Below are 18,900 nucleotides of genomic sequence, written 5' to 3'. Positions count from 1 at the left end.
TTCATCCCCAATCGTTTCGCCAGTTTATGCAAGTTGCTGGGGTCTATTTCCAGCAGCCGGGCGGCGGCGGCCCAGTTGCGGTTGCTGGCGTTTAGCGCCTGTTCTATGGCCTGGCGCTGGGCCTGGTTGGTCACTTCCTGCAGGCTGGCCGGGGGCTGGCTTGGCGCCTGGCCGGCCGGGGCTGCCGTTGTGGTGGTGGCGTTGTTCTCCGGCCGGTGCAGGTCGCCGGAAAGGTCCAGCAGCTCCGGCTCCAGGGTGATGATGTCTTCCCGCGCGGCACCCCGGCCCAGGGCCTTGATGGCGGCGCGGCTGATCACATGCTCCAGCTCGCGCACGTTGCCGGGCCAGCCGTACTGGCACAGGGCCTGCTCGGCGGCCGGGGAAAGGCGCAAACTGCGCACCCCCAGCCGGCCCCGGTTCAGCTCCAGGAAGTGCCCGGCCAGCACCAGCACGTCGCTACCCCGTTCGCGCAGCGGCGGTATCGGCACCGGATACACCGACAGCCGGTGATACAGGTCGGCACGAAAGTGGCCGTCGCGCACGCTGTCGTGCAGTTGGCGGTTGGTGGCGGCAATCACCCGCACGTTCACCTTGCGCGGCTCGTCTTCCCCCAGCCGCTGGATCTCGCCGTTCTGCAGGGTGCGCAGCAGCTTGGCCTGGATGCCGAGCGGCAGCTCGCCCACCTCGTCCAGGAACAGGGTGCCGCCGTCGGCGGCCTCGAACCGGCCGGGCCGGGCGTTGCCGGCGCCGGAAAAGGCGCCCTTTACGTGGCCGAACAGCTCGCTCTCGGCCAGGGACTCGGGCAGGGCGGCGCAGTTCACCTGCACCAGCGGCCGGTCGCGGCGGCGGGATTTCTGGTGCAGCCGGCGGGCGAACAGATCCTTGCCCACCCCGGTTTCGCCGGTCAGCAGCACCGGCAGCTCCGAGTCCGCCACCAGATCCAGCTCCTGCAACAGCCGCTTGAGCTGGGCACTCTGGCCCAGTATCTCCCCTTCCATCCGCTCGCTCTGCAACGCCGGGGCGTCCTGCCGCGCCAGCCGCAGGCCGCGGATGTCCTGCTCCAGCCGGGTCCCCCGCACCGCCGCCTCCACCGTCAGCGCCAGCCGCTGCAACTGCTCGCGGGCGTCCTGATCGAAGGTGCCCGCCTCCAGGGCGTCCAGGGTCAGGGCGCCCCATAAATCCCCTTCCAGATACAGGCTGATGCCCATGCAGTCGTGCACCGGCAGCGCCTCGCCCACATGGTGCTCCAGCAGGCCGTCGTACGGGTCCGGCAGGGTCGAGTCGGGCGGAAAGGCCACGGTGCTGCGGCTGGCCAGGATGGCCGCCAGCCGCGGATGCTGGGCCACCACAAAGCGCCGGCCCAGGGCCTCGCGCACCAGGCCCTCCACCGCCACCGGGCTCAGCACCTCTTCCTGCAGCTTGAGCAGGCAGACGGCGCCGCAGCGAAAGTGTTCGCGCAGGGTGCGCACCAGGCTTTGCAACCGTACCGCGCTGGGCAGTTCGGTGGTGAGGTCGGCGAGCAGGATCTCGTAGAGCATGGGTATTTTTTACCTTAACAGGGTTTTATTTACCCTAATGGAATAGGGTATTTTTTACCATAAAAATATTAATTACTTAAAAATCAATAAATTAAAAACTGGCACAGGCATTGCTAAATAGGTAACCATAATACCCCAATCAAGGAGCAATACCATGAGCCTGCTTGACCATTCCCTCGGCTCGCTGGCCAGGGACATTCCCGGCGCCACCCGCGTCTTTCACCAGTACCGGCTGGACTTCTGTTGCGGTGGCCAGACTCTGCTGCGCGACGCCCTGGCCGAGCGCGGCCTGAACGCCGCCGAGCTGCTGGCCCGGCTGGAGGCGCTGCCGGCGCACCAGGCCGGCGAGTGCAACTGGGCCGAGGCCGACACCGATGCGCTGATCGATCATATTCTGGCCCGCTACCACAATGTGCACCGGGAGCAGCTGGTGGAGCTGCTGCGCCTGGCCCGCCGGGTGGAAGCGGTGCACGGCGACAGCCCCGACTGCCCCAACGGCCTGGCCGATCACCTGGACGCCATGCGCCAGGAGCTGGAAAGCCACATGCAGAAGGAAGAGCAGATCCTGTTCCCCATGCTGCGCCGGGGCCTGTTCGATCCGGCTCGCGGCCCCATCACCGTGATGCGCATGGAGCACGACGACCACGGCCAGGCCCTGGCCCGGCTGCTGGAACTGACCGATAACCTCACCCTGCCGGCGGAGGCCTGCGCCACCTGGGAGGCGCTCTACACCGGCCTGGAAGAGCTGCACACCGATTTGATGCAACACATCCATCTGGAAAACAACATCCTGTTTCAACCATCCCCGCGCCAGGAGGTGCACCATGGCTAACTATCGTCGCCTGTGGACGATACTGCTCGTCGTTCTCGGCATTACCTTCGCCATTCTCGGCTATTTTGGCCGCGAAGTTTACCGGGTGGCGCCGCCCATCCCCGCCCAGGTGGTCACCGAGAGCGGTACCCTGCTCACCACCAAGGACGGCATCCTCGACGGCCAGACCGCCTGGCAATCGGTCGGCGGCATGCAGTTGGGCTCGGTCTGGGGGCATGGCGCCTACCAGGCGCCGGACTGGACCGCCGACTGGCTGCACCGGGAGCTGGAAGCCTGGCTGGAGCTGGCCGCGCAAGACGAGTTCGGCACCGCCTTCCATAACCTGGAAGACGAACAGCAGGCCGTGCTCGAGCACCGGCTGAAGCGGGAATACCGCTTCAACAGCTACGATGCCAACGCCGACGTGCTGGTGATCTCCAACCGCCGGGCCCAGGCCATGGCCGACACCGCCGCCTACTACGACCAGCTGTTCGGCAACGATCCGGCCCTGCGCGGCACCCGCCAGAGCTACGCCATGAAGGAGAACACCCTGCCCAGCGCCGAGCGCCGGGCGGACATGAGCAACTTCTTCTTCTGGACCGCCTGGGCCGCCGCCACCGAACGCCCCGGCTCAGACGCCACCTACACCAACAACTGGCCCCACGAGCCGCTGATCGACAACAGGCCCACCGCCGAGAACATCGTCTGGTCCATCGTCAGCGTGGTGCTGCTGATCGCCGGCGTGGGCGGGCTGATCTGGGGCTGGTCCTTCCTGCGCAAGGAAGAAGAGCACGAACCCGCCGCCCCGGCCCGGGATCCGCTCACCAGCTTCAAACTCACTCCCTCGCAGAAGGCGCTGGGCAAGTACGTGTTCCTGGTGGTGGCCCTGTTCACCTTCCAGGTGATGATGGGCGGCCTCACCGCGCACTACACGGTGGAAGGCCAGCATTTCTACGGTTTTGAGCTGTCCAAGTGGCTGCCCTACTCGCTGGTGCGTACCTGGCACCTGCAAAGCGCCCTGTTCTGGATTGCCACCGGCTTCCTCGGCGCCGGCCTGTTCCTGGCACCGATGATCAACGGCGGCAAGGATCCCAAGTTCCAGAAACTGGGCGTGGACGTGCTGTTCTGGGCCCTGGTCGCCGTGGTGGCGGGCAGCTTTATCGGCAACTACCTGGCCATCGCCCAGATCATGCCCGCCAACCTCAACTTCTGGCTGGGTCACCAGGGCTATGAATACGTGGATCTGGGCCGCCTGTGGCAGATAGGCAAGTTCGTGGGCATAGTGCTGTGGCTGGTGCTGATGCTGCGCGGCGTGGTCCCCGCCCTGCGCCAGCCCGGCGACAAGCACCTGCTGGCCCTGCTCACCGCCTCTTGCGCCGCCATCGGCCTGTTCTACGGCGCCGGCTTCTTCTACGGCGAGCGCACCCACATCTCTGTCATGGAATACTGGCGCTGGTGGATAGTGCACCTGTGGGTGGAAGGCTTCTTCGAGGTGTTCGCCACCACCGCCCTGGCCTTTATCTTCTGCAGCATGGGCCTGGTGTCCAAGAAGGTGGCCACCACCGCCAGCCTGGCCTCGGCCTCGCTGTTCATGCTGGGCGGTATCCCCGGTACCTTCCACCACCTGTACTTCTCCGGCACCACCACCCCGGTGATGGCGGTGGGCGCCACCTTCAGCGCCCTGGAAGTGGTACCCCTGGTGGTGCTGGGCTACGAGGCCTGGGAAAACTGGCGCCTGAAGCACCGCGCCCCCTGGATGGAAAACGTGAAGTGGCCGCTGATGTTCTTCGTGGCCGTGGCCTTCTGGAACATGCTGGGCGCCGGCGTACTGGGCTTTATGATCAACCCGCCCGTCGCGCTCTACTACATCCAGGGCCTGAACACCACGCCCACCCACGCCCACGCGGCGCTGTTCGGGGTGTACGGCTTCCTGGCCCTGGGCTTCGCCCTGCTGGTGCTGCGCTATATCCGCCCCAACATGGTGTTCAACGAGTCGCTGATGAAAACCGCCTTCTGGTGGCTGAACGGTGGCCTGGTGCTGATGCTGTTCACCAGCGTGCTGCCGGTGGGGATCATCCAGTTCGTGGCCAGCGCCAGCGAAGGCCTGTGGTACGCCCGCAGCGAGAGCTTTATGCAGCAGGGCCTGCTGCAAACCCTGCGCTGGGTGCGCACCTTCGGTGACATCGTGTTTATCATCGGTGCCCTGGCGGTCAGCTGGCAGGTGGTCATCGGCCTCTGGCCGCGCAAGGCCGAAGCCGAAGGCGTGACCGAGCTGGCCAAGTAAACGGAGGCGGCCGACCGACGTCGCCCCTGCAACAGGCATAAGCCTCAAAACCAAGCCCCGGCGCTGATGGCGCCGGGGCTTTTTGTTGTGGCCGGTGGCGGATTGGTCCATTGATATGGATCTACGGCGGGGCTTGTAGGGTCGAATTTATTCGACCGAACACGGCGCCGTTGGTGGGTTGGTCCACTGAAGTGGACCCTACATCGGACCAAACCACGGCGCCGGTGGTGGGTTGGTCCACTGAAGTGGACCCTACATCGGACCAAACCACGGCGCCGTTGGTGGGTTGGTCCACTGAAGTGGACCCTACATCGGACCAAACCACGGCGCCGGAGGTGGGTTGGTCCACTGAAGTGGACCCTACATCAGACCAAACCACGGCGCCGGTGGGGGGATGATCCGTTGATGTGGATCTACGGCGGGGCTTGTAGGGTCGAATTTATTCGACCAAACACGGCGCCGTTGGTGGGTTGGTCCACTGAAGTGGACCCTACATCAGACCAAACCACGGCGCCGGTGGTGGGTTGGTCCGTTGAAACGGCCCCTAGCGCCAGCCGTTGATCTCGTCCCGGCCGGCCAGGTGCTCCAGGGCCGGGCGGGCGAACAGGTAGCCCTGCAGGTAGCGCACCCCGGCGTTAACCAGGAAATCCCGCTCCTCTTCCACTTCGATGCCTTCGGCCAGGATGAGGGTGCCCAGTTCGTGGCAGATCCGCTGCACCTCGGCCAGCCGTTGCTGCCTGGCCGGGTCCCGGTGGATGTCGCGGATCAGGCTCATATCGAGCTTGAGGATGGCGGGCTTGAGGCTGTGCAGCCAGTCCAGCCCGGCAAAGCCGGCGCCGAAGTCGTCGATGGCGGTCAAAAAGCCGTGCCGGGCGTAGGATTCGAAAATGCGCCTGAGCTTGTCCTGGCTCAGGATCTGCTCGCCTTCGGTCACCTCGAAGATGATTTTGCGCAGATCAAAGCCGAACAGGGTGGACGCCTCTATGGTGGCGCGGATGCAGGTTTCCGGGTTGTACACCGCGTTGGGCAGGAAGTTGATGCTGAGCAGCTTGTCGCAGCCCAGCCGGCTGGCGGTTTCTATCGCCTTGACCCGGCAGGACTGGTCGAAATAGTACTTGTTGTCGTCGGTGATGCGCTCGAACACCCAGCCGGCGCCCTGACCGTCGGGGCCCCGCACCAGGGCCTCGTAGGCGAACACCTCCTGCCGCTGCCAGTCGATGATGGGCTGAAACGCCATCCTGATGCCAAACCCCAGCGACTGGCCGCTCAGGCAATCCATGCAGCTCTGCTGCTTTACTCGTGCGGGAAAATCCATCTTGTTGCCTTAATGCCGGTACGCGCCGTTCACTTGTAACAGATAACCCGGCCCGGCAACAAGCCGGGCGAGCGGCTCATCGGTCCCAGTAGGCCTCTTCCAGCGAGTCTTCCCGCTCCGGCAGGCCACGGGAAAGCCGGGGCGAATGCTGCACCAGCACCTCAAAGCTCACCCGGTTGGCGTACTTGCTCACCTGGGACAGGGAGGAATAGGTCAGGTGGCGGGCCCGGTGCTTGGCGCTGCCGGGCACGTTGTGGCGATGGTAGTCGTTGGCGGCCAGGTCGTGCAGCAGCGCGGCCAGGGCGGCGTCGCCGGCGCCGTTGGTGTTTTTGATGCGCTCGGGGCCGCCCATGTAGGGCGAGATATGGGTGTAGATCTTCCGCGGCGCGGCGCAGTCGGCCTTGCGCATGGGGCGGGAGTACTCGTAGCGGTTGAACTCGGCAATGGCCCCGGGCAGCAGCGGCCGGCTGGTTTCCCGCTTGTGTTCGTCATCCACATGGCCGGCCAGGTAGAGCCCGGCCGGGCCGGCGGTGCACAGCACCATGTCGGCCCACTCCAGCACCCGCTCGCAGGCCAGCAGCGGGTCGGCGATGCCGGTCAGGGCCAGGGCCTCTTCCTCGTTCATCGCCACCAGGGTGACATGGTCGCGGATAAACTGCTGCCACCAGTCTTTGCGGTCTTCCACGATAAAGCGGGTGCCCATGGTCAGCACCACCGGCACCCCCGCCTGGCGTGCCCACTCGGCCGCCTGCAGGGCGCTTTGTTGCATGGGCTCGTGCTCTTCACAGCGCATCAGGTAGGCGGTCAGCACCAGCGCCGAGGCGCTCTGGATCTGCGCCTGGTCGAGGTGGGCGGGGGCAAGGTGGTCCATCATGCCCTTGTTGATGGCGAAGCTGCGCTCGCCGTCCGGGCTTATCAGGGTGATGCACTGGCCGATGGAGCCGGCCACCGGCTGCAGGTAGTTCAGATCCACCCGCGAGGAGGTGGTGCACAGGTAGCGGTAGGCCGAGCTGCCCACCCGGATGTTCTCGCTCATCACCCCGAACAGCACGGATCGGTCGTCGGCCAGCACCGAATAGTTGTGCAGGGTGTTGCCGATGGTGCCGCCGGCGAACTCCGACACAATCAGCTCCCGCTCCAGCAGTTCCCGGTAGAGGGCCTCGGCCTTGTCTTCCGGCAGCAGCATGGAGTGCCCTTTGGAAAGGCCGTGGCGGGCGAGGAAGTCGTCGTCCACCTGGGCCTCGATGTCCACCAGCACCTGGTCGATGCCGCAGATGTGGCCGGACACCGGCTTGTTCTGGGGCAGCAGTTCGCTCAGGCGCGGGTCGCGGGCCTCCACCGGAAAGAAATGCTTGTGCTTGCGCTGGCCGGGAAACTTCATTTGTCTTTACCTCAAAGCAACGGTCGGCGGAGTCTAGCAAAAAGCCGCGCCCGGCTCACCGGTACAAAAAACGCGCAAACGTTTGAGCGTTAAAAAATCCGCCGGCCTTTCGCCTTCTTCAATGAAAGACCCCCGGCCTGGGCCCGGTCAAGAGTGGCACCCATCAGTCCGCATACAAGCACACCATGACCAGCATCGCCATCATCGGCGCCGGCCAGGCCGGCATCACCCTGGCCCGGGCACTGGCGCCCCACGCCCGGATCACCCTGTTTGAAAAGGCCCGCGGCCTGGGCGGGCGCATGTCCACCCGCCGCGACGACGCCCGCCAGTGGGATCACGGCGCCCAGTTTTTCACCGCCCGCACCCCGGCCTTTCGCGAGTGGCTGGCCCCCTTTATCGCCGACGGCACCGTGGCGCAATGGCACCCCAGGATCACCACCCTGAGCCCGGACAGGCCGCCCTATCCACGGCCCTGGTTCGAGCCCCACTATGTGGCGGTGCCGGCCATGAATGCCCTGGTCAAGGGCTTGGCCAGCGGGCTGGACATCCGCCTGCAAACCCGGGTGGCGGAGCTGGAGCGGCGGCCGGCTGGCTGGCGGTTGCGGGACGAGCACGGCAGCCACCTGGGCGACTACGACTGGGTGGTAAGCGCCGCCCCCCTGCCCCAGGCCCGGGCCCTGCTGCCCCTGCCCGACCGGATCTTCGACGGCTTTGCCATGCAGCCCTGCTACGCCCTGCTGCTGGCCGTGGACGACGGCAGCCTGCCCGGCTGGGACGCCGCCGTGGTCAGGGAGGCGCCGGTGCGCTGGATTGCCTGCAACCACCGGTTGCCGGGGCGCAACCGCCGGGCGGGGGCCCTGGTGGTGCATTCCACGCCCGAATGGGCGGCGGAGCGGCTGGAGGACGATCAGGCCGAGGTGCAGGCGCAGTTGCTCGAGGTTTTTTGCACCCTCACCGGGGTCGCGCCCACGGCCATCACCGGCGCCCGCCTGCATCGCTGGCGCTACGCCCTCAGCGCCGAGGTGAAGCAGCCGGCACCGGGTTTCCTGCTGGATCCGCAGGCCCGGCTGGCGGCCTGCGGCGACTGGTGCCTGGGCGGCCGGGTGGAGGCGGCCTTTACCAGCGGGCTTGCCCTGGCCGGGGCCCTGGCACGCCGGCTATAGCCCAGCCCGATGACAATTGCATGAAACCGGCGTTGACATACGAAAGTCCGAATATATGATGTTGCCATCTTTCAGGATCCAGATTCCGCCATGACTCGTGTGCTTTTTGTCTGCCACAGCAATGCCGTCTGCTCTCCTATCGCCGAGGCCCTGCTCAGGCACCTTGCCGCCGACCGCTACGAGGTGACGAGCGCGGGCCTCCAGCCCTCTGATATAGAGCCCAATGCGCTGGCCGCCCTGCACCGGCTTGGCGTGAACACCGAGGGGCTCCATAGCAAAGGGCTGGACAGGGTTGCCGACCAGTATTTCGACATTGTGATCAGCCTGTGCGAACAGGTCGAGCAGGCCGCCCAGGCGGTGCCGGCGGCGCGCTTCATGGCCTGGCACTTCGAAGACACCTCCTGCTGCTCCCAGCCCGAGGCCACCAAGGTGGCCCACGAAATCTACGAGCGCATCAAGCTGCTGGTGCTGGTGCAGGATCGCCAGGAGAAGCCCCTGTGGTAGCCGAGCGCCTCCCCCTCTCCCTGTTCAAGGCCTTGTCGGACGATACCCGGCTGCAGCTGGTGCTGATGATCATGGCCGAGCAGGAGATGTGCGTGTGCGAAATGACCCACGCCCTGAACGAGAGCCAGCCCAAGATCTCCCGCCACCTGGCGCTGCTGCGTCAGAGCGGCCTGCTGGCGGACCGGCGCGAGGGGCAGTGGGTCTACTACCGGCTGTCGCCGGTGCTGGACGCGGGCGCCCTGGCCATTTTGCGGCACACCTTCGGCCACTATCAGGACTACATCGCCCCGGCCCGCGCCCGGCTGGCGCACATGGGCAACAGGCCCGAACGCCAGCGGCTGTGCTGCTGAGACCGCTGACAACCCTTCGGATTACTCTCCCTCATGCGGGCGGGCCGCCCGCGCCCCAAGAGCCGGCGCTGCCTAAGCCCCTATCAGTGCCGCTGTAGGTGCCGCTTTAGCAGCCTTGCTCTTCGTGGTAGCGCCAGGCGTCCGGCATCGACTTGCGGATATGGGCCAGCAGCGCCCCCACCTTGCGCGGCTGGCGGCCGAAGGAATACAGCAGCCCCACCGGCCATGACGGCAGCCGCCAGTCGGGCAGGCAGCGTTCCAGCTTGCCCGGATGGGCCGCCATGTACCCCTCGGCGAACTGCACCGGCAGTATGCCGATGCCCTGGCCGCGGGTGATGGCGTCCAGCTGCAGCACCAGGTTGTCCACCATCAGGCGGGAAGGAGAAGGCTGGAACAGGTATTCGCCCTCGGCCTCGTGCCGCAGCGCCAGCCCTTCGCCCGCCTCGCCCAGCCAGTCGACCCAGGCGTGGGCCGGCAGCTCGCGGGGGTGGTCCGGCAGGCCACGGGCGGCGATGTATCCCGGGCTGGCGTAAAGGCCACAAGGCCAGAAGCTCAGCACCTCGTGGCGCAGGCCGCATTCCGGATCCTTGCCCACCCACAGCCAGATCTCCCCCTGGCCTTCACCCGGCGCCGGCGGCCGGGTCACCGTATGCAGCGAGATGCGCATGCCCGGGTAGGCGGCGAGAAAGCACTCCAGCGCCTGGGGAAACCAGCCCCGGCAGCAGCAGCTGTGCACCCGCACCACCAGCTCGCCGCTCACCTCCTCGCGCAGATCGTCCATCGCCTGCCGGCTCTGTTCGGCCAGCCGCAGTATCTGCCGGCTGTACTGTTCGAACAGCAATCCGGCCTCGGTGGCCTGCAGCCGGTTGCCCTGGCGGTTGAGCAGGGGCTGGCCCAGCCGCTCCTCCAGCTGGCTCAGCCGCCGGCTCAGGGTGGACTTGGGCATGCCCAGTTGCCGGGCGGCCTCGGTCAGGCTGCCGCAGGCCATGACGGCGGTAAACCCTTCTAGTTCCAGCAAGTCGTGCATGGGGAATGCGTTTATCGGTGACAGGTGGCCGGCAGTCTACCACCCGCCAATGAGAATCGTTAGTATTAACAGCCTTAAGCGCCGATGCACCCCTCCCGTTCAACTAAATGGAACGGCATGTTCCAGCCGCCACTCTCCTATTCGGACGAGGTTTGTCACTATAATCGCACTCGATTTTGATAACCATTCGCATTAAATAAAAGGAGAGATTCCATGCCCCTGCCCTGTCCCGGTCGCCTGCCCTGTCCCGGTCGCCTGGCCTGTGCCGTTTCCGCCGCCCTGCTCGGCACCGCCCTGCCGATCCAGGCCCAGCAAACCCAGGTATTCGATACCGTGGTGGTCAGCGCCTCGGGGTTCGAGCAGGACGTAACGGACGCGCCGGCCAGCATCAGCGTGATCACCGCCGAGGAGATAGCGAAGAAGTCGTTCCGGGATCTGACCGATGCCCTGCGCGGCGTGCCCGGCGTGACCATCACCGGCGGTGGCGCCAGCCAGGACATCAGCATCCGCGGCCTGGGGGCCAAGTACACCCTGATCCTGGTGGACGGCAAGCGCCAGGGCAGCCGCCAGACCCGCCCCAACAGCGACGGCCCCGGCATAGAGCAGGGCTGGATACCGCCGCTGGACAGGATTGAGCGGATCGAGGTGGTGCGCGGTCCCATGTCGTCCCTCTACGGCTCCGACGCCATGGGCGGGGTGATCAACATCATCACCAAGAAGGTGGGCGAGCGCTGGGGCGGCTCGGTCCGCCTGGAAAACAGCTTCCGCGACCGGGGCTATGCGGGCGACGCCCAGCAGGCCAGCGCCGCCGTCTCCGGCCCGCTGATCGAGGGCCTGCTGGGCGTGCAGCTTGCCGGCAAGGCGGCCCGCCGCGACGAGGATGACCGGGTCGGCTACTACCCCAGACAGGAGATGAACAGCGCCAGCCTGCGGCTCGACCTGACCCCCACCGACACCCAGGATATCCGCCTGGATCTCGGCCACAGCACCCAGAGCCGTACCGCCACCCCGGGCAAGAGCGCCGAGGCCGGCGCCGACCTCTCCGATGCCGACTATGCCCGCACCCAGTACGCGCTGTCCCACGAGGGCCGCTGGCGCTTGGGCACCAGCCAGCTGAGCTACAGCCACGAGCAGGCGGAAAACGAAACCCGCGAGATGGAAATCGAGAACCGGGTGGTGGACGCCAGCCTGCTGTTGCCCCTGGGCAGCCACCTGGTCACCCTGGGCGGCCAGTACTTCGAAGAAGCGTTGAGCGATACGGGCAACCAGTTCAACCCCAGCGTGAGCGAGCTCGAACGCTGGCGCGGCGCCCTCTTCATCGAGGACGAATGGCAACTGACCGACCGCTTCGCCCTCACCGGCGGCGCCCGCTTCAACCGCGACCAGAACTACGGCAACGAAGTCACCCCGCGCCTCTACGGCGTGTGGCGCCTGCACGACAACTGGACCCTGAAAGGCGGCGTGTCCACCGGCTTCAGCGCGCCGGGCCTGCGGGAAGTCACCCCCGAATGGGGCCAGATCACCGGCAAAGGCTCGGGCGTGATCCTGGGCAACCCGGACCTCAAGCCGGAGAAGACCCTGAACGAGGAGCTGTCGCTGATCTACCAGGGCGAGAATGGCGTCGAGGGCTCGCTGACCCTGTTCAACACCGACTTTGAAGACAAGATCCTGATCTACGACATCTGCCGCGACAACAACTGCACCACCCCGTCCGGCGCCTCCTACACCTTTATCCAGGAGCGGAGAAACGTGGACAAGGCCCGCATCCAGGGCGCCGAACTCGGCCTGACGCTGCCCCTGAACGAGGCGCTGCGCCTGTCCGGCAGCTACAGCTTCACCGACTCGGAACAGCGCAGCGGCGCCAACCAGGGCGATCCCCTGAACGACACCCCCCGCCATCAGGCCTCCGCCACCCTCGACTGGGACGCCACCGGACAGCTCAACCTGTGGACCACCCTGAGCTACAAGGGCTCCGAGTTCGAAATCGATCGCGGCGGCGCCGCCGGCGAGAAGTTCGCGGCCTACAAGACCCTGGACCTGGGCGGCAACTACCTGGTCAACGACGCCACCACCCTGCTGTTCGGCATCTACAACCTGACCGACACCGACATCAGCGAAGAAAGGCACAACCGGGTGCTGGACGGCCGCACCTACTGGGTGGGGCTGGACGTAAAATTCTGATCCTTCCTGACGCTTGCCTGCCGGGGCCCTCTGCGGAGGGCCTTTTTCATTTCCGCCTTTCTCGCCCGGCCAGGAACCGGCCTGATCAGTCGCCGGCCAGGGCCCGTTGCAGCAGCAGTTCCACATCGCAGCCCGGCGCCAGGGTGCCGAAGGTCAGGCCGCCTTCCCCCAGCCGGCTGTCGATAAAGGCCCGGGCCACGCCCTCGGGCGCGCCCCGGGCCAGGATGGCGCCCTGCCACAGCAGTGCCAGCCGCTCGGTAACATGGCGGGCCAGCTCCGGCGCCGGATGCTTCAGCAGCGGCTCCAGCGCCCGCCAGGCCCGGCCCAGGCGGGGAAAGGCCGCCAGCGCCGGGGTCAGTTCGCCGCGCAGCGCCGCCAGGGCATCGGGATTGTTGTCCAGCACCCGCAGCACGTCCAGCGCCTGGATATTGCCCGAGCCCTCCCAGATGGCGTTGATCGGCGCCTCCCGGTACAGCCGGGCGGTGATGAAGTCCTCCATGGCGCCGTTGCCGCCCAGGCACTCCATGGCCTCGGCCGCATGCTGGGGGGTACGCTTGCATACCCAGTACTTGCCAATGGCCGTGCCCAGGCGCACCAGGGCCGCCTCGCCCGGCACCGTGCTGTCGTCCAGCGCCCGCGCCAGCCGCAGTCCCAATGCCAGGCTGCCCTCCACCTCCAGCTGCAGGTCCGCCAGCACCCGGCGCATCAGCGGCTGGCGGATCAGCCGCTCGCCGAAGGCCTTGCGGTGGCGGGCATGGTGCACCGCCTGCACCACCGCCTGGCGCTGGCCCGCCGCCGAGCCCAGGATGCAGTCGAAGCGGGTGAGCGCCACCATCTCGATGATGGTGGGCACGCCCCGGCCTTCCTCCCCCAGCAGCCAGCCTTTCGCCCCCGCCAGGGCCACCTCGGCGGAGGCGTTGGATCGGTTGCCCATCTTGTCCTTCAGCCGCTGCAGCTCCAGGCCGTTGCGCCCGCCCTGCCACCAGCGCGGCACCAGGAAGCAGCCGAGCCCGGCCGGCGCCTGGGCCAGCATCAGGAAGGCGTCGGACATGGGCGCCGACATAAACCACTTGTGGCCGCGCAGCAGGTAGCTGCCGTCCCGCTGCGGCTCGGCCCGGCTGGTGTTGGCGCGCAGGTCCGAGCCGCCCTGGCGCTCGGTCATGGCCATGCCCAGGGTCAGGCCCGGCTTGCGCTCGGGGGGCTTGTCGTCGCCGTCATAGGCCAGAGCCAGCACCTTGCCCAGCCAGTCGGGACGGTAGCGCTGCAGCACCGGCACGGCGGCGAAGGTCATGGTCAGCGGGCAGCAGTGGCCGGCCTCCACCTGGCTGTGCAGGTAATAGCGCGCCGCCCGGGCCACCTGGGCGCCGGTGCCGGGCTCGCGCCAGGGGGCCGCGTGCAGGCCCGCCTCCAGGGCGTGGCGCATCAGCTGGTGGTAGGCCGGGTGGTAGCTCACCCTGTCCTGCCGCCGACCCTGCCGGTCCAGGCCGTGCAGCACCGGCGGCCAGCGGTTGGCGGCAAAGCCGGCGGCGATGATGTCGGGACGGGTGATCCAGCGGCCGTACTGCTCCAGCCCGGGCCGGGCCCAGGCGGCGCCTTCGCGCATCACCCCCTCCACCAGCGCCTGGTCCAGGGTGAAGGCATCCTGGTCGACGAAATCGGGAGTCTGGTTGTCCATGGCGGCCTCCTCGCTCAGCCTGTTCAGCCCCAGTATAGAAGGTGAGGCACCCGACCAACCTCCTCCAACCCCAGAGCACCACATGGTTAAAAATCAAGCTGTCTGGCGTGTGCGCCTTGCCGGTGGAGCGCAGGCGGCCCGCCTGCCTTCGCGCGTAGCGCGAACCCTCGGGCTGGCATAGCACACCACAGGTTCAAAAAGACTCAAGGCAGAACAGGCATCGCGGGTTGGGTGTGTCTTCGTCCATCTCGGTGCCATCATCATGCGGGCGGGCCGCCCGCGCTCCAAGGTGACGCGCAACACCCAAGCCATGGCGACAGCCCACGCACCAGGAATCGTCACTGCCCAGGTTTTAGGCTATATAGTGCTCGGGACAAAGCCTGTCGGGAAAGGAAAACGATGGGCCGATTTTTCCATCTCAACGGGCAACTTTGTCAAAGAACCGGATTTGTGAAACATTGACAAACTCTGGTGACATTTAAGTGCTTGAATAGCCGAACATCACCCATCCACCATGGTCCAGCACCACCGGTGTTTACCCGGGATCCGCACAATATGAAGAGAACCACCCTGCTCTGGCTGGGCCTGCCCCTGCTGGCTGTCGCCCTCGGCGCTTATGTGTTTTCCGACCGCCTGTTCGGCGGCAAGGCCGCTTCGGCCCCGGTCACGGTGGCGGTACTGCAGGGCGAGCTGGTCGACCAGGTGACCGCCACCGGCGTGCTCCAGCCCAGCGACTACGTGGACGTGGGCGCCCAGGTCTCGGGCCAGCTCAAGGTGATCCACGTGGAAGTGGGCGACAAGGTCCGCGCCGGCGACCTGCTGGCGGAGATAGACCCCACCGTCTACCTGGCCCAGGTGGACGCCAGCCGCGCCCAGCTGCGCAACCAGCGGGCCCAGCTCAAGGACCGGGAAGCCCAGCTCACCCTGGCCCGCCTCCAGCACCGGCGCCAGCAGAACCTGATGGCGGAAAACGCCACCTCCCGCGAGGCGCTGCAGACCGCCGAGGCCGGCCTGCGCTCGGCCGAGGCCCAGATAGAAGCGCTCAGGGCCCAGATCAGCCAGACCGAGTCCAGCCTGCGCGCCGACGAGGCCAACCTGGACTACGCCCGCATCTATGCCCCCATGGACGGCACCGTGGTGAGCATAGAGGCACGCCAGGGCCAGACCCTGAACACCAACCAACAGGCGCCAACCCTGATGCGCATCGCCGACCTGGCCACCATGACGGTGCAGGCCAAGGTGTCCGAGGCCGACGTGAGCAAGCTGAGCCCCGGAATGAAGGTGTATTTCACCACCCTGGGCGAGCCCAACCGGCGCTGGTACAGCAGCTTGCGCAAGGTGGAGCCGAGCCCGGTGGTGGAGAATAACGTGGTGCTCTACAACGCCCTGTTCGACATCGACAACCCCCAGGGCCGGCTGATGTCCCAGATGACCACCCAGGTGTTCTTCGTGCTGGCCGAAGCCGAGGACGTGCTGTTGGTGCCCATGTCGGCCCTGACCTTTCCGGATCGGCGCGACCGCAGCCAGGCCGAGGTGCGGGTGCTCGCTGCCTCAGGAAGCCTTGAAAACCGCCGGGTCGAGGTGGGCGTGAACAACCGCATCCAGGCCGAGATCCGCGACGGCCTGGCCCTGAATGAACAGGTGGTGCTGAACGTGGCGCCGGCCACGGCGGACAGTCGCCCCGGCGGCGGCATAAGGATGCGCTTCTGATGAACACGCCACTGATCGCCCTCCAGGGCATCACCAAGCAGTACGGCAGCGGCGAGCTGGCCACCCGGGTGCTGCACGGCATCGATCTCGCCATCCACCGGGGCGAGTTCGTCGCCATCATGGGCAGCTCCGGCTCGGGCAAGTCGACCCTGATGCATATCCTCGGCTGCCTGGACCAGCCCAGCGGCGGCGAGTACCGGCTGATGGGCCGGGACGTCGCCAGCCTGAGCGGCGACGAGCTGGCGGCGCTTCGCCGGGACACCTTCGGCTTCGTGTTCCAGAGCTACCACCTGCTGGGCGGCCTGAGCGCCCGCGAAAACGTTGAGGTGCCGGCCCTCTACTCGGGCCTGCCCCGCGCCGAGCGCCATGCCCGGGCGGAGCAACTGCTCACTACCCTGGGGCTGGAAAACCGCCTGGAAAACCGGCCCAGCCAGCTTTCCGGCGGCCAGCAGCAGCGGGTGTCCATCGCCCGGGCCCTGATGAACGGCGGCGACATCATCCTCGCCGACGAGCCCACCGGCGCGCTCGACAGCCACAGCGGCGCCGAGGTGATGGCCCTGCTCACCGGCCTGGCCCGCCAGGGCCACACCGTGATACTGATCACCCACGACCCCAAGGTGGCGGCCCAGGCCGACCGCATCATCGAGATCAGCGACGGCCGCATCATCGCCGATCCGGGCCCGGCCCAGGGGCGGCGGGAGCATGCGCCCCCCGCCCGTTCCCGCGCCGGCAGTTCGCTTGCCACCGAACTGCTGGAGGCGGTGCGCACCGCCTTTCGTTCCCTGCGCAGCAACCTGTTCCGTGCCGCCCTCACCCTGCTCGGCATCGTCATCGGGGTGGCCTCGGTGATCACCATGCTGGCCATCGGCAACGGCTCCCAGCAACAGGTGGTGCAGAGCATCAGCGCCATGGGCAGCAACCTGCTGGTGGTGCGCCCCGGCGCCCCCAACCAGTGGGGCCGGCGGGGCGCCTCCACCCTGGTGGCGGAGGACATGGAGGCGATCCGGGAAGTGGCCAACGTGGCGGCGGCGGTGCCGGAGATCGGCGGCACCGCCACCCTGCGCGCCGGCAACCTGGACCACAGCCCCGAGATCAACGCCACCTCCGCCGACTTCCCCTTCGCCCGCCAGTGGGCCCTGAGCGCCGGCACCTTCTTCACCGAGGACGACGAGCAGAGCTACGCCACGGTGGCGGTGCTGGGCCAGTCGGTGGTGGACGCCCTCTTTCCGGACAGGGATCCCCTGGGCCAGTACGTCATGGTCAACAACATCCTGTTCCAGGTGATAGGGGTGATGGCGCCCAAGGGCGCCTCGCCCTGGGGCCAGGATCAGGACGACGTGGTGTTCGTGCCCTACACCACCGGCGGCCTGCGCCTGTTCGGCCAGCGCTTCCTGCGCAACCTGGTGGTGGCGGTGGACAACGTGAATCGTATCGGCGACACCGAAACCGAGATCCACCGGCTGCTGCTGGCCCGCCACGGGGTGGAGGACTTTCAGATCCGCAACATGTCCTCCATCATCGACACCGTCTCCGCCACCACCCGGACCTTTACCTGGCTGCTCGGCTCCATCGCCGCCATCTCGCTGCTGGTGGGCGGCATCGGGGTGATGAACATCATGCTGGTGAGCGTGACCGAGCGCACCCGGGAGATCGGCATCCGCATGGCCACCGGCGCCCGCACCCGCCACATACTGCAGCAGTTCCTCACCGAGGCGCTGGTGGTCTCGGCCCTGGGCGGCGCCATCGGCGTGGTGCTGGGGCTGGGCGCCGCCGCCCTGGTGGCCCGCTTCGATCTCCCCGTGTATGTCTCCCTGTCGCCGGTGCTGCTCGCCTTCGGCTGCGCCTTCGTCACCGGCCTGGTGTTCGGCTGGCTGCCGGCGCGCAAGGCGGCCCGGCTCGACCCCGTTATCGCCCTGGCTTCGGAGTAATCATGATTGCCACCCCCTTGCGTCCCCTGTCCCTGCTGTTGCTGCTGAGCCTGACCGGCTGCGCCCTGCCCGACGCCGGTGCCCCGCCGGCGCTACCCCTGGCCGGACAGTGGCTGAGCCCGGCCGAGGACGGCGCCGAGCTGGATCGCCAGTGGTGGCGGGGCTTCGGCTCGCCCACCCTGGACGCGCTGATCGAGCAGGCCCTGGCCGAAGCACCGGATCTGCGCATCGCCGCCGAACGCATCGCCCAGGCCGAGGCCCAGCTCACCGCCGCCGGCGCCTCGCTCTTCCCCAGCCTCAACGCCAGCGGCGCCAGCAACCGTACCTGGTCGGACCCGGGCGACGTGGGCGAGCGCAGCAGCCTGGGGCTGACCCTGGGCTACGAGCTGGATCTCTGGGGCAAGAACCGGGCCGAACGGCTGGCCGCCGACGCCGGCCTCGACGCCAGCCGCCACGACTACGAGAGCGCCCGCCTGACCCTCACCGCCGCCGTGGCCAGCGCCTGGTTCCAGTGGCTGGCCACCGGGGAGCGCATCCGCATCAACGAGCACAACCTGGCCCTGGCCCGGGACAACCTGGCGATAGTGGACGCCAAGTACCGTTACGGCGCCGCCGCCCTGAGCGACCTGCGCCGCCAGCGCACCCTGGTACTGAGCCAGGAGGCGGCCCTGCTGCCGCTGCGGGAACAGGCCCGCCAGAGCCGTTCGGCCCTGGCCATACTGCTGGGCCGCACGCCCCAGTCGTTCGACCTCGGCGCCGGCGCGCTGATGGCGCTGGCGGTGCCGGCGGGCGGCCCCGGGCCGCCGGCAGCCCCGACGCCCGGGGGCGGCACCACCGGCCCCCCCCCCTGTGGCCCCCCCCCCGGGCCGCGCCCGCCCCCCCCGCCGGCGCCCCCCAGCGGGCCCCCCACCGCCAGTACCGACAGCCAGAAGCCCTGGTTGAGCGCCAGCCAGGGCATGCCGGCCAGCAGCAGCGCCATGGTCACCAGCAGGATGCGCCGCCCGCTCCAGAAGCGGCCCCAGCCGGTCAGCGC

14 protein-coding genes are annotated in these 18,900 nt (G+C 67.6%); 9 read left to right on the top strand and 5 right to left on the bottom strand.

Annotated features, from left to right (window positions below):
• A partial coding sequence (norR, locus tag CGX12_RS15085; RefSeq protein ID WP_094040685.1) for a nitric oxide reductase transcriptional regulator NorR occupies positions 1-1,538 on the bottom strand: 1,538 nt, incomplete at its 3' end.
• A 154-nt stretch (positions 1,539-1,692) separates the two neighbouring features.
• On the opposite strand from norR, the gene ytfE reads away from it, so the two are divergent.
• Together ytfE and CGX12_RS15075 are read left to right on the top strand one after the other, a co-directional pair.
• Positions 1,693-2,370, top strand: a complete 678-nt coding sequence (gene ytfE / locus CGX12_RS15080) for an iron-sulfur cluster repair protein YtfE (protein ID WP_094040684.1) — start codon at positions 1,693-1,695, stop codon at positions 2,368-2,370.
• Positions 2,363-4,633 carry a nitric-oxide reductase large subunit gene (locus tag CGX12_RS15075; protein ID WP_094040683.1) on the top strand — a complete coding sequence of 757 codons (2,271 nt, stop codon included), beginning with the start codon at positions 2,363-2,365 and terminating at the stop codon, positions 4,631-4,633. The genes ytfE and CGX12_RS15075 overlap by 8 nt, the downstream gene beginning before the upstream one ends.
• 544 nt (positions 4,634-5,177) lie before the next feature.
• Here CGX12_RS15075 and CGX12_RS15070 read toward each other — a convergent pair.
• Complete coding sequence (locus tag CGX12_RS15070; RefSeq protein WP_094040682.1) at positions 5,178-5,948, bottom strand: EAL domain-containing protein; 771 nt, start codon at positions 5,946-5,948, stop codon at positions 5,178-5,180.
• A 76-nt stretch (positions 5,949-6,024) separates the two neighbouring features.
• The gene (locus tag CGX12_RS15065) at positions 6,025-7,329 is read right to left on the bottom strand and encodes an inosine/guanosine kinase (protein WP_094040681.1); all 1,305 of its coding nucleotides are present in this window, start codon (positions 7,327-7,329) and stop codon (positions 6,025-6,027) included.
• A gap of 185 nt (positions 7,330-7,514) precedes the next feature.
• On the opposite strand from CGX12_RS15065, the gene CGX12_RS15060 reads away from it, so the two are divergent.
• The 3 genes from CGX12_RS15060 (at position 7,515) to CGX12_RS15050 (ending at position 9,346) form a co-directional block, all read left to right on the top strand.
• Positions 7,515-8,492, top strand: a complete 978-nt coding sequence (locus CGX12_RS15060; protein WP_094040680.1) for an NAD(P)/FAD-dependent oxidoreductase — start codon at positions 7,515-7,517, stop codon at positions 8,490-8,492.
• A 90-nt stretch (positions 8,493-8,582) separates the two neighbouring features.
• A complete protein-coding gene (locus CGX12_RS15055; protein WP_094040679.1) occupies positions 8,583-8,996 on the top strand; it encodes an arsenate reductase/protein-tyrosine-phosphatase family protein in 414 nt (137 codons plus the stop codon).
• A complete protein-coding gene (locus tag CGX12_RS15050; RefSeq protein ID WP_094040678.1) occupies positions 8,990-9,346 on the top strand; it encodes a metalloregulator ArsR/SmtB family transcription factor in 357 nt (118 codons plus the stop codon). Before CGX12_RS15055 ends, CGX12_RS15050 begins: the two co-directional genes overlap by 7 nt.
• Before the next feature lie 106 nt (positions 9,347-9,452).
• Here CGX12_RS15050 and CGX12_RS15045 read toward each other — a convergent pair whose 3' ends face one another.
• Complete coding sequence (locus CGX12_RS15045; RefSeq protein ID WP_094040677.1) at positions 9,453-10,373, bottom strand: LysR family transcriptional regulator; 921 nt, start codon at positions 10,371-10,373, stop codon at positions 9,453-9,455.
• 213 nt (positions 10,374-10,586) lie between these two features.
• On the opposite strand from CGX12_RS15045, the gene CGX12_RS15040 reads away from it, so the two are divergent.
• The gene (locus CGX12_RS15040) at positions 10,587-12,554 is read left to right on the top strand and encodes a TonB-dependent receptor domain-containing protein (RefSeq protein ID WP_094040676.1); all 1,968 of its coding nucleotides are present in this window, start codon (positions 10,587-10,589) and stop codon (positions 12,552-12,554) included.
• An 85-nt stretch (positions 12,555-12,639) separates the two neighbouring features.
• On the opposite strand, the gene CGX12_RS15035 is transcribed toward CGX12_RS15040, so the two are convergent.
• Positions 12,640-14,229: an acyl-CoA dehydrogenase family protein gene (locus CGX12_RS15035; protein ID WP_094040675.1), complete on the bottom strand. Its 1,590-nt coding sequence runs from the start codon at positions 14,227-14,229 to the stop codon at positions 12,640-12,642.
• A gap of 555 nt (positions 14,230-14,784) precedes the next feature.
• Here CGX12_RS15035 and CGX12_RS15030 point away from each other — a divergent pair.
• The 3 genes from CGX12_RS15030 to CGX12_RS15020 form a co-directional block, all read left to right on the top strand.
• Positions 14,785-15,939 carry an efflux RND transporter periplasmic adaptor subunit gene (locus CGX12_RS15030; RefSeq protein ID WP_094040674.1) on the top strand — a complete coding sequence of 385 codons (1,155 nt, stop codon included), beginning with the start codon at positions 14,785-14,787 and terminating at the stop codon, positions 15,937-15,939.
• A complete protein-coding gene (locus tag CGX12_RS15025) occupies positions 15,939-17,867 on the top strand; it encodes a MacB family efflux pump subunit (protein WP_094040673.1) in 1,929 nt (642 codons plus the stop codon). Before CGX12_RS15030 ends, CGX12_RS15025 begins: the two co-directional genes overlap by 1 nt.
• Positions 17,868-17,869: 2 nt before the next feature.
• The coding region (locus CGX12_RS15020; RefSeq protein WP_176442079.1) for a TolC family protein at positions 17,870-18,900 on the top strand (1,031 nt) is incomplete at its 3' end.

This window comes from Zobellella denitrificans (genome assembly GCF_002237365.1).
Classification (GTDB): domain Bacteria; phylum Pseudomonadota; class Gammaproteobacteria; order Enterobacterales; family Aeromonadaceae; genus Oceanimonas; species Oceanimonas denitrificans.
The sequence above is the reverse complement of the archived record's forward strand: the minus strand, read 5'-3'. Positions and strand labels throughout refer to the sequence as shown.

Excerpts from the sequence above, each read along its gene's own strand:
- ytfE (WP_094040684.1), top strand. The coding sequence starts at position 1,693 with ATGAGCCTGCTTGACCATTCCCTCGGCTCGCTGGCCAGGGACATTCCC.
- CGX12_RS15075 (WP_094040683.1), top strand. The coding sequence starts at position 2,363 with ATGGCTAACTATCGTCGCCTGTGGACGATACTGCTCGTCGTTCTCGGC.
- CGX12_RS15070 (WP_094040682.1), bottom strand. The coding sequence starts at position 5,948 with ATGGATTTTCCCGCACGAGTAAAGCAGCAGAGCTGCATGGATTGCCTG.
- CGX12_RS15065 (WP_094040681.1), bottom strand. The coding sequence starts at position 7,329 with ATGAAGTTTCCCGGCCAGCGCAAGCACAAGCATTTCTTTCCGGTGGAG.
- CGX12_RS15060 (WP_094040680.1), top strand. The coding sequence starts at position 7,515 with ATGACCAGCATCGCCATCATCGGCGCCGGCCAGGCCGGCATCACCCTG.
- CGX12_RS15055 (WP_094040679.1), top strand. The coding sequence starts at position 8,583 with ATGACTCGTGTGCTTTTTGTCTGCCACAGCAATGCCGTCTGCTCTCCT.
- CGX12_RS15045 (WP_094040677.1), bottom strand. The coding sequence starts at position 10,373 with ATGCACGACTTGCTGGAACTAGAAGGGTTTACCGCCGTCATGGCCTGC.
- CGX12_RS15040 (WP_094040676.1), top strand. The coding sequence starts at position 10,587 with ATGCCCCTGCCCTGTCCCGGTCGCCTGCCCTGTCCCGGTCGCCTGGCC.
- CGX12_RS15035 (WP_094040675.1), bottom strand. The coding sequence starts at position 14,229 with ATGGACAACCAGACTCCCGATTTCGTCGACCAGGATGCCTTCACCCTG.
- CGX12_RS15030 (WP_094040674.1), top strand. The coding sequence starts at position 14,785 with ATGAAGAGAACCACCCTGCTCTGGCTGGGCCTGCCCCTGCTGGCTGTC.
- CGX12_RS15025 (WP_094040673.1), top strand. The coding sequence starts at position 15,939 with ATGAACACGCCACTGATCGCCCTCCAGGGCATCACCAAGCAGTACGGC.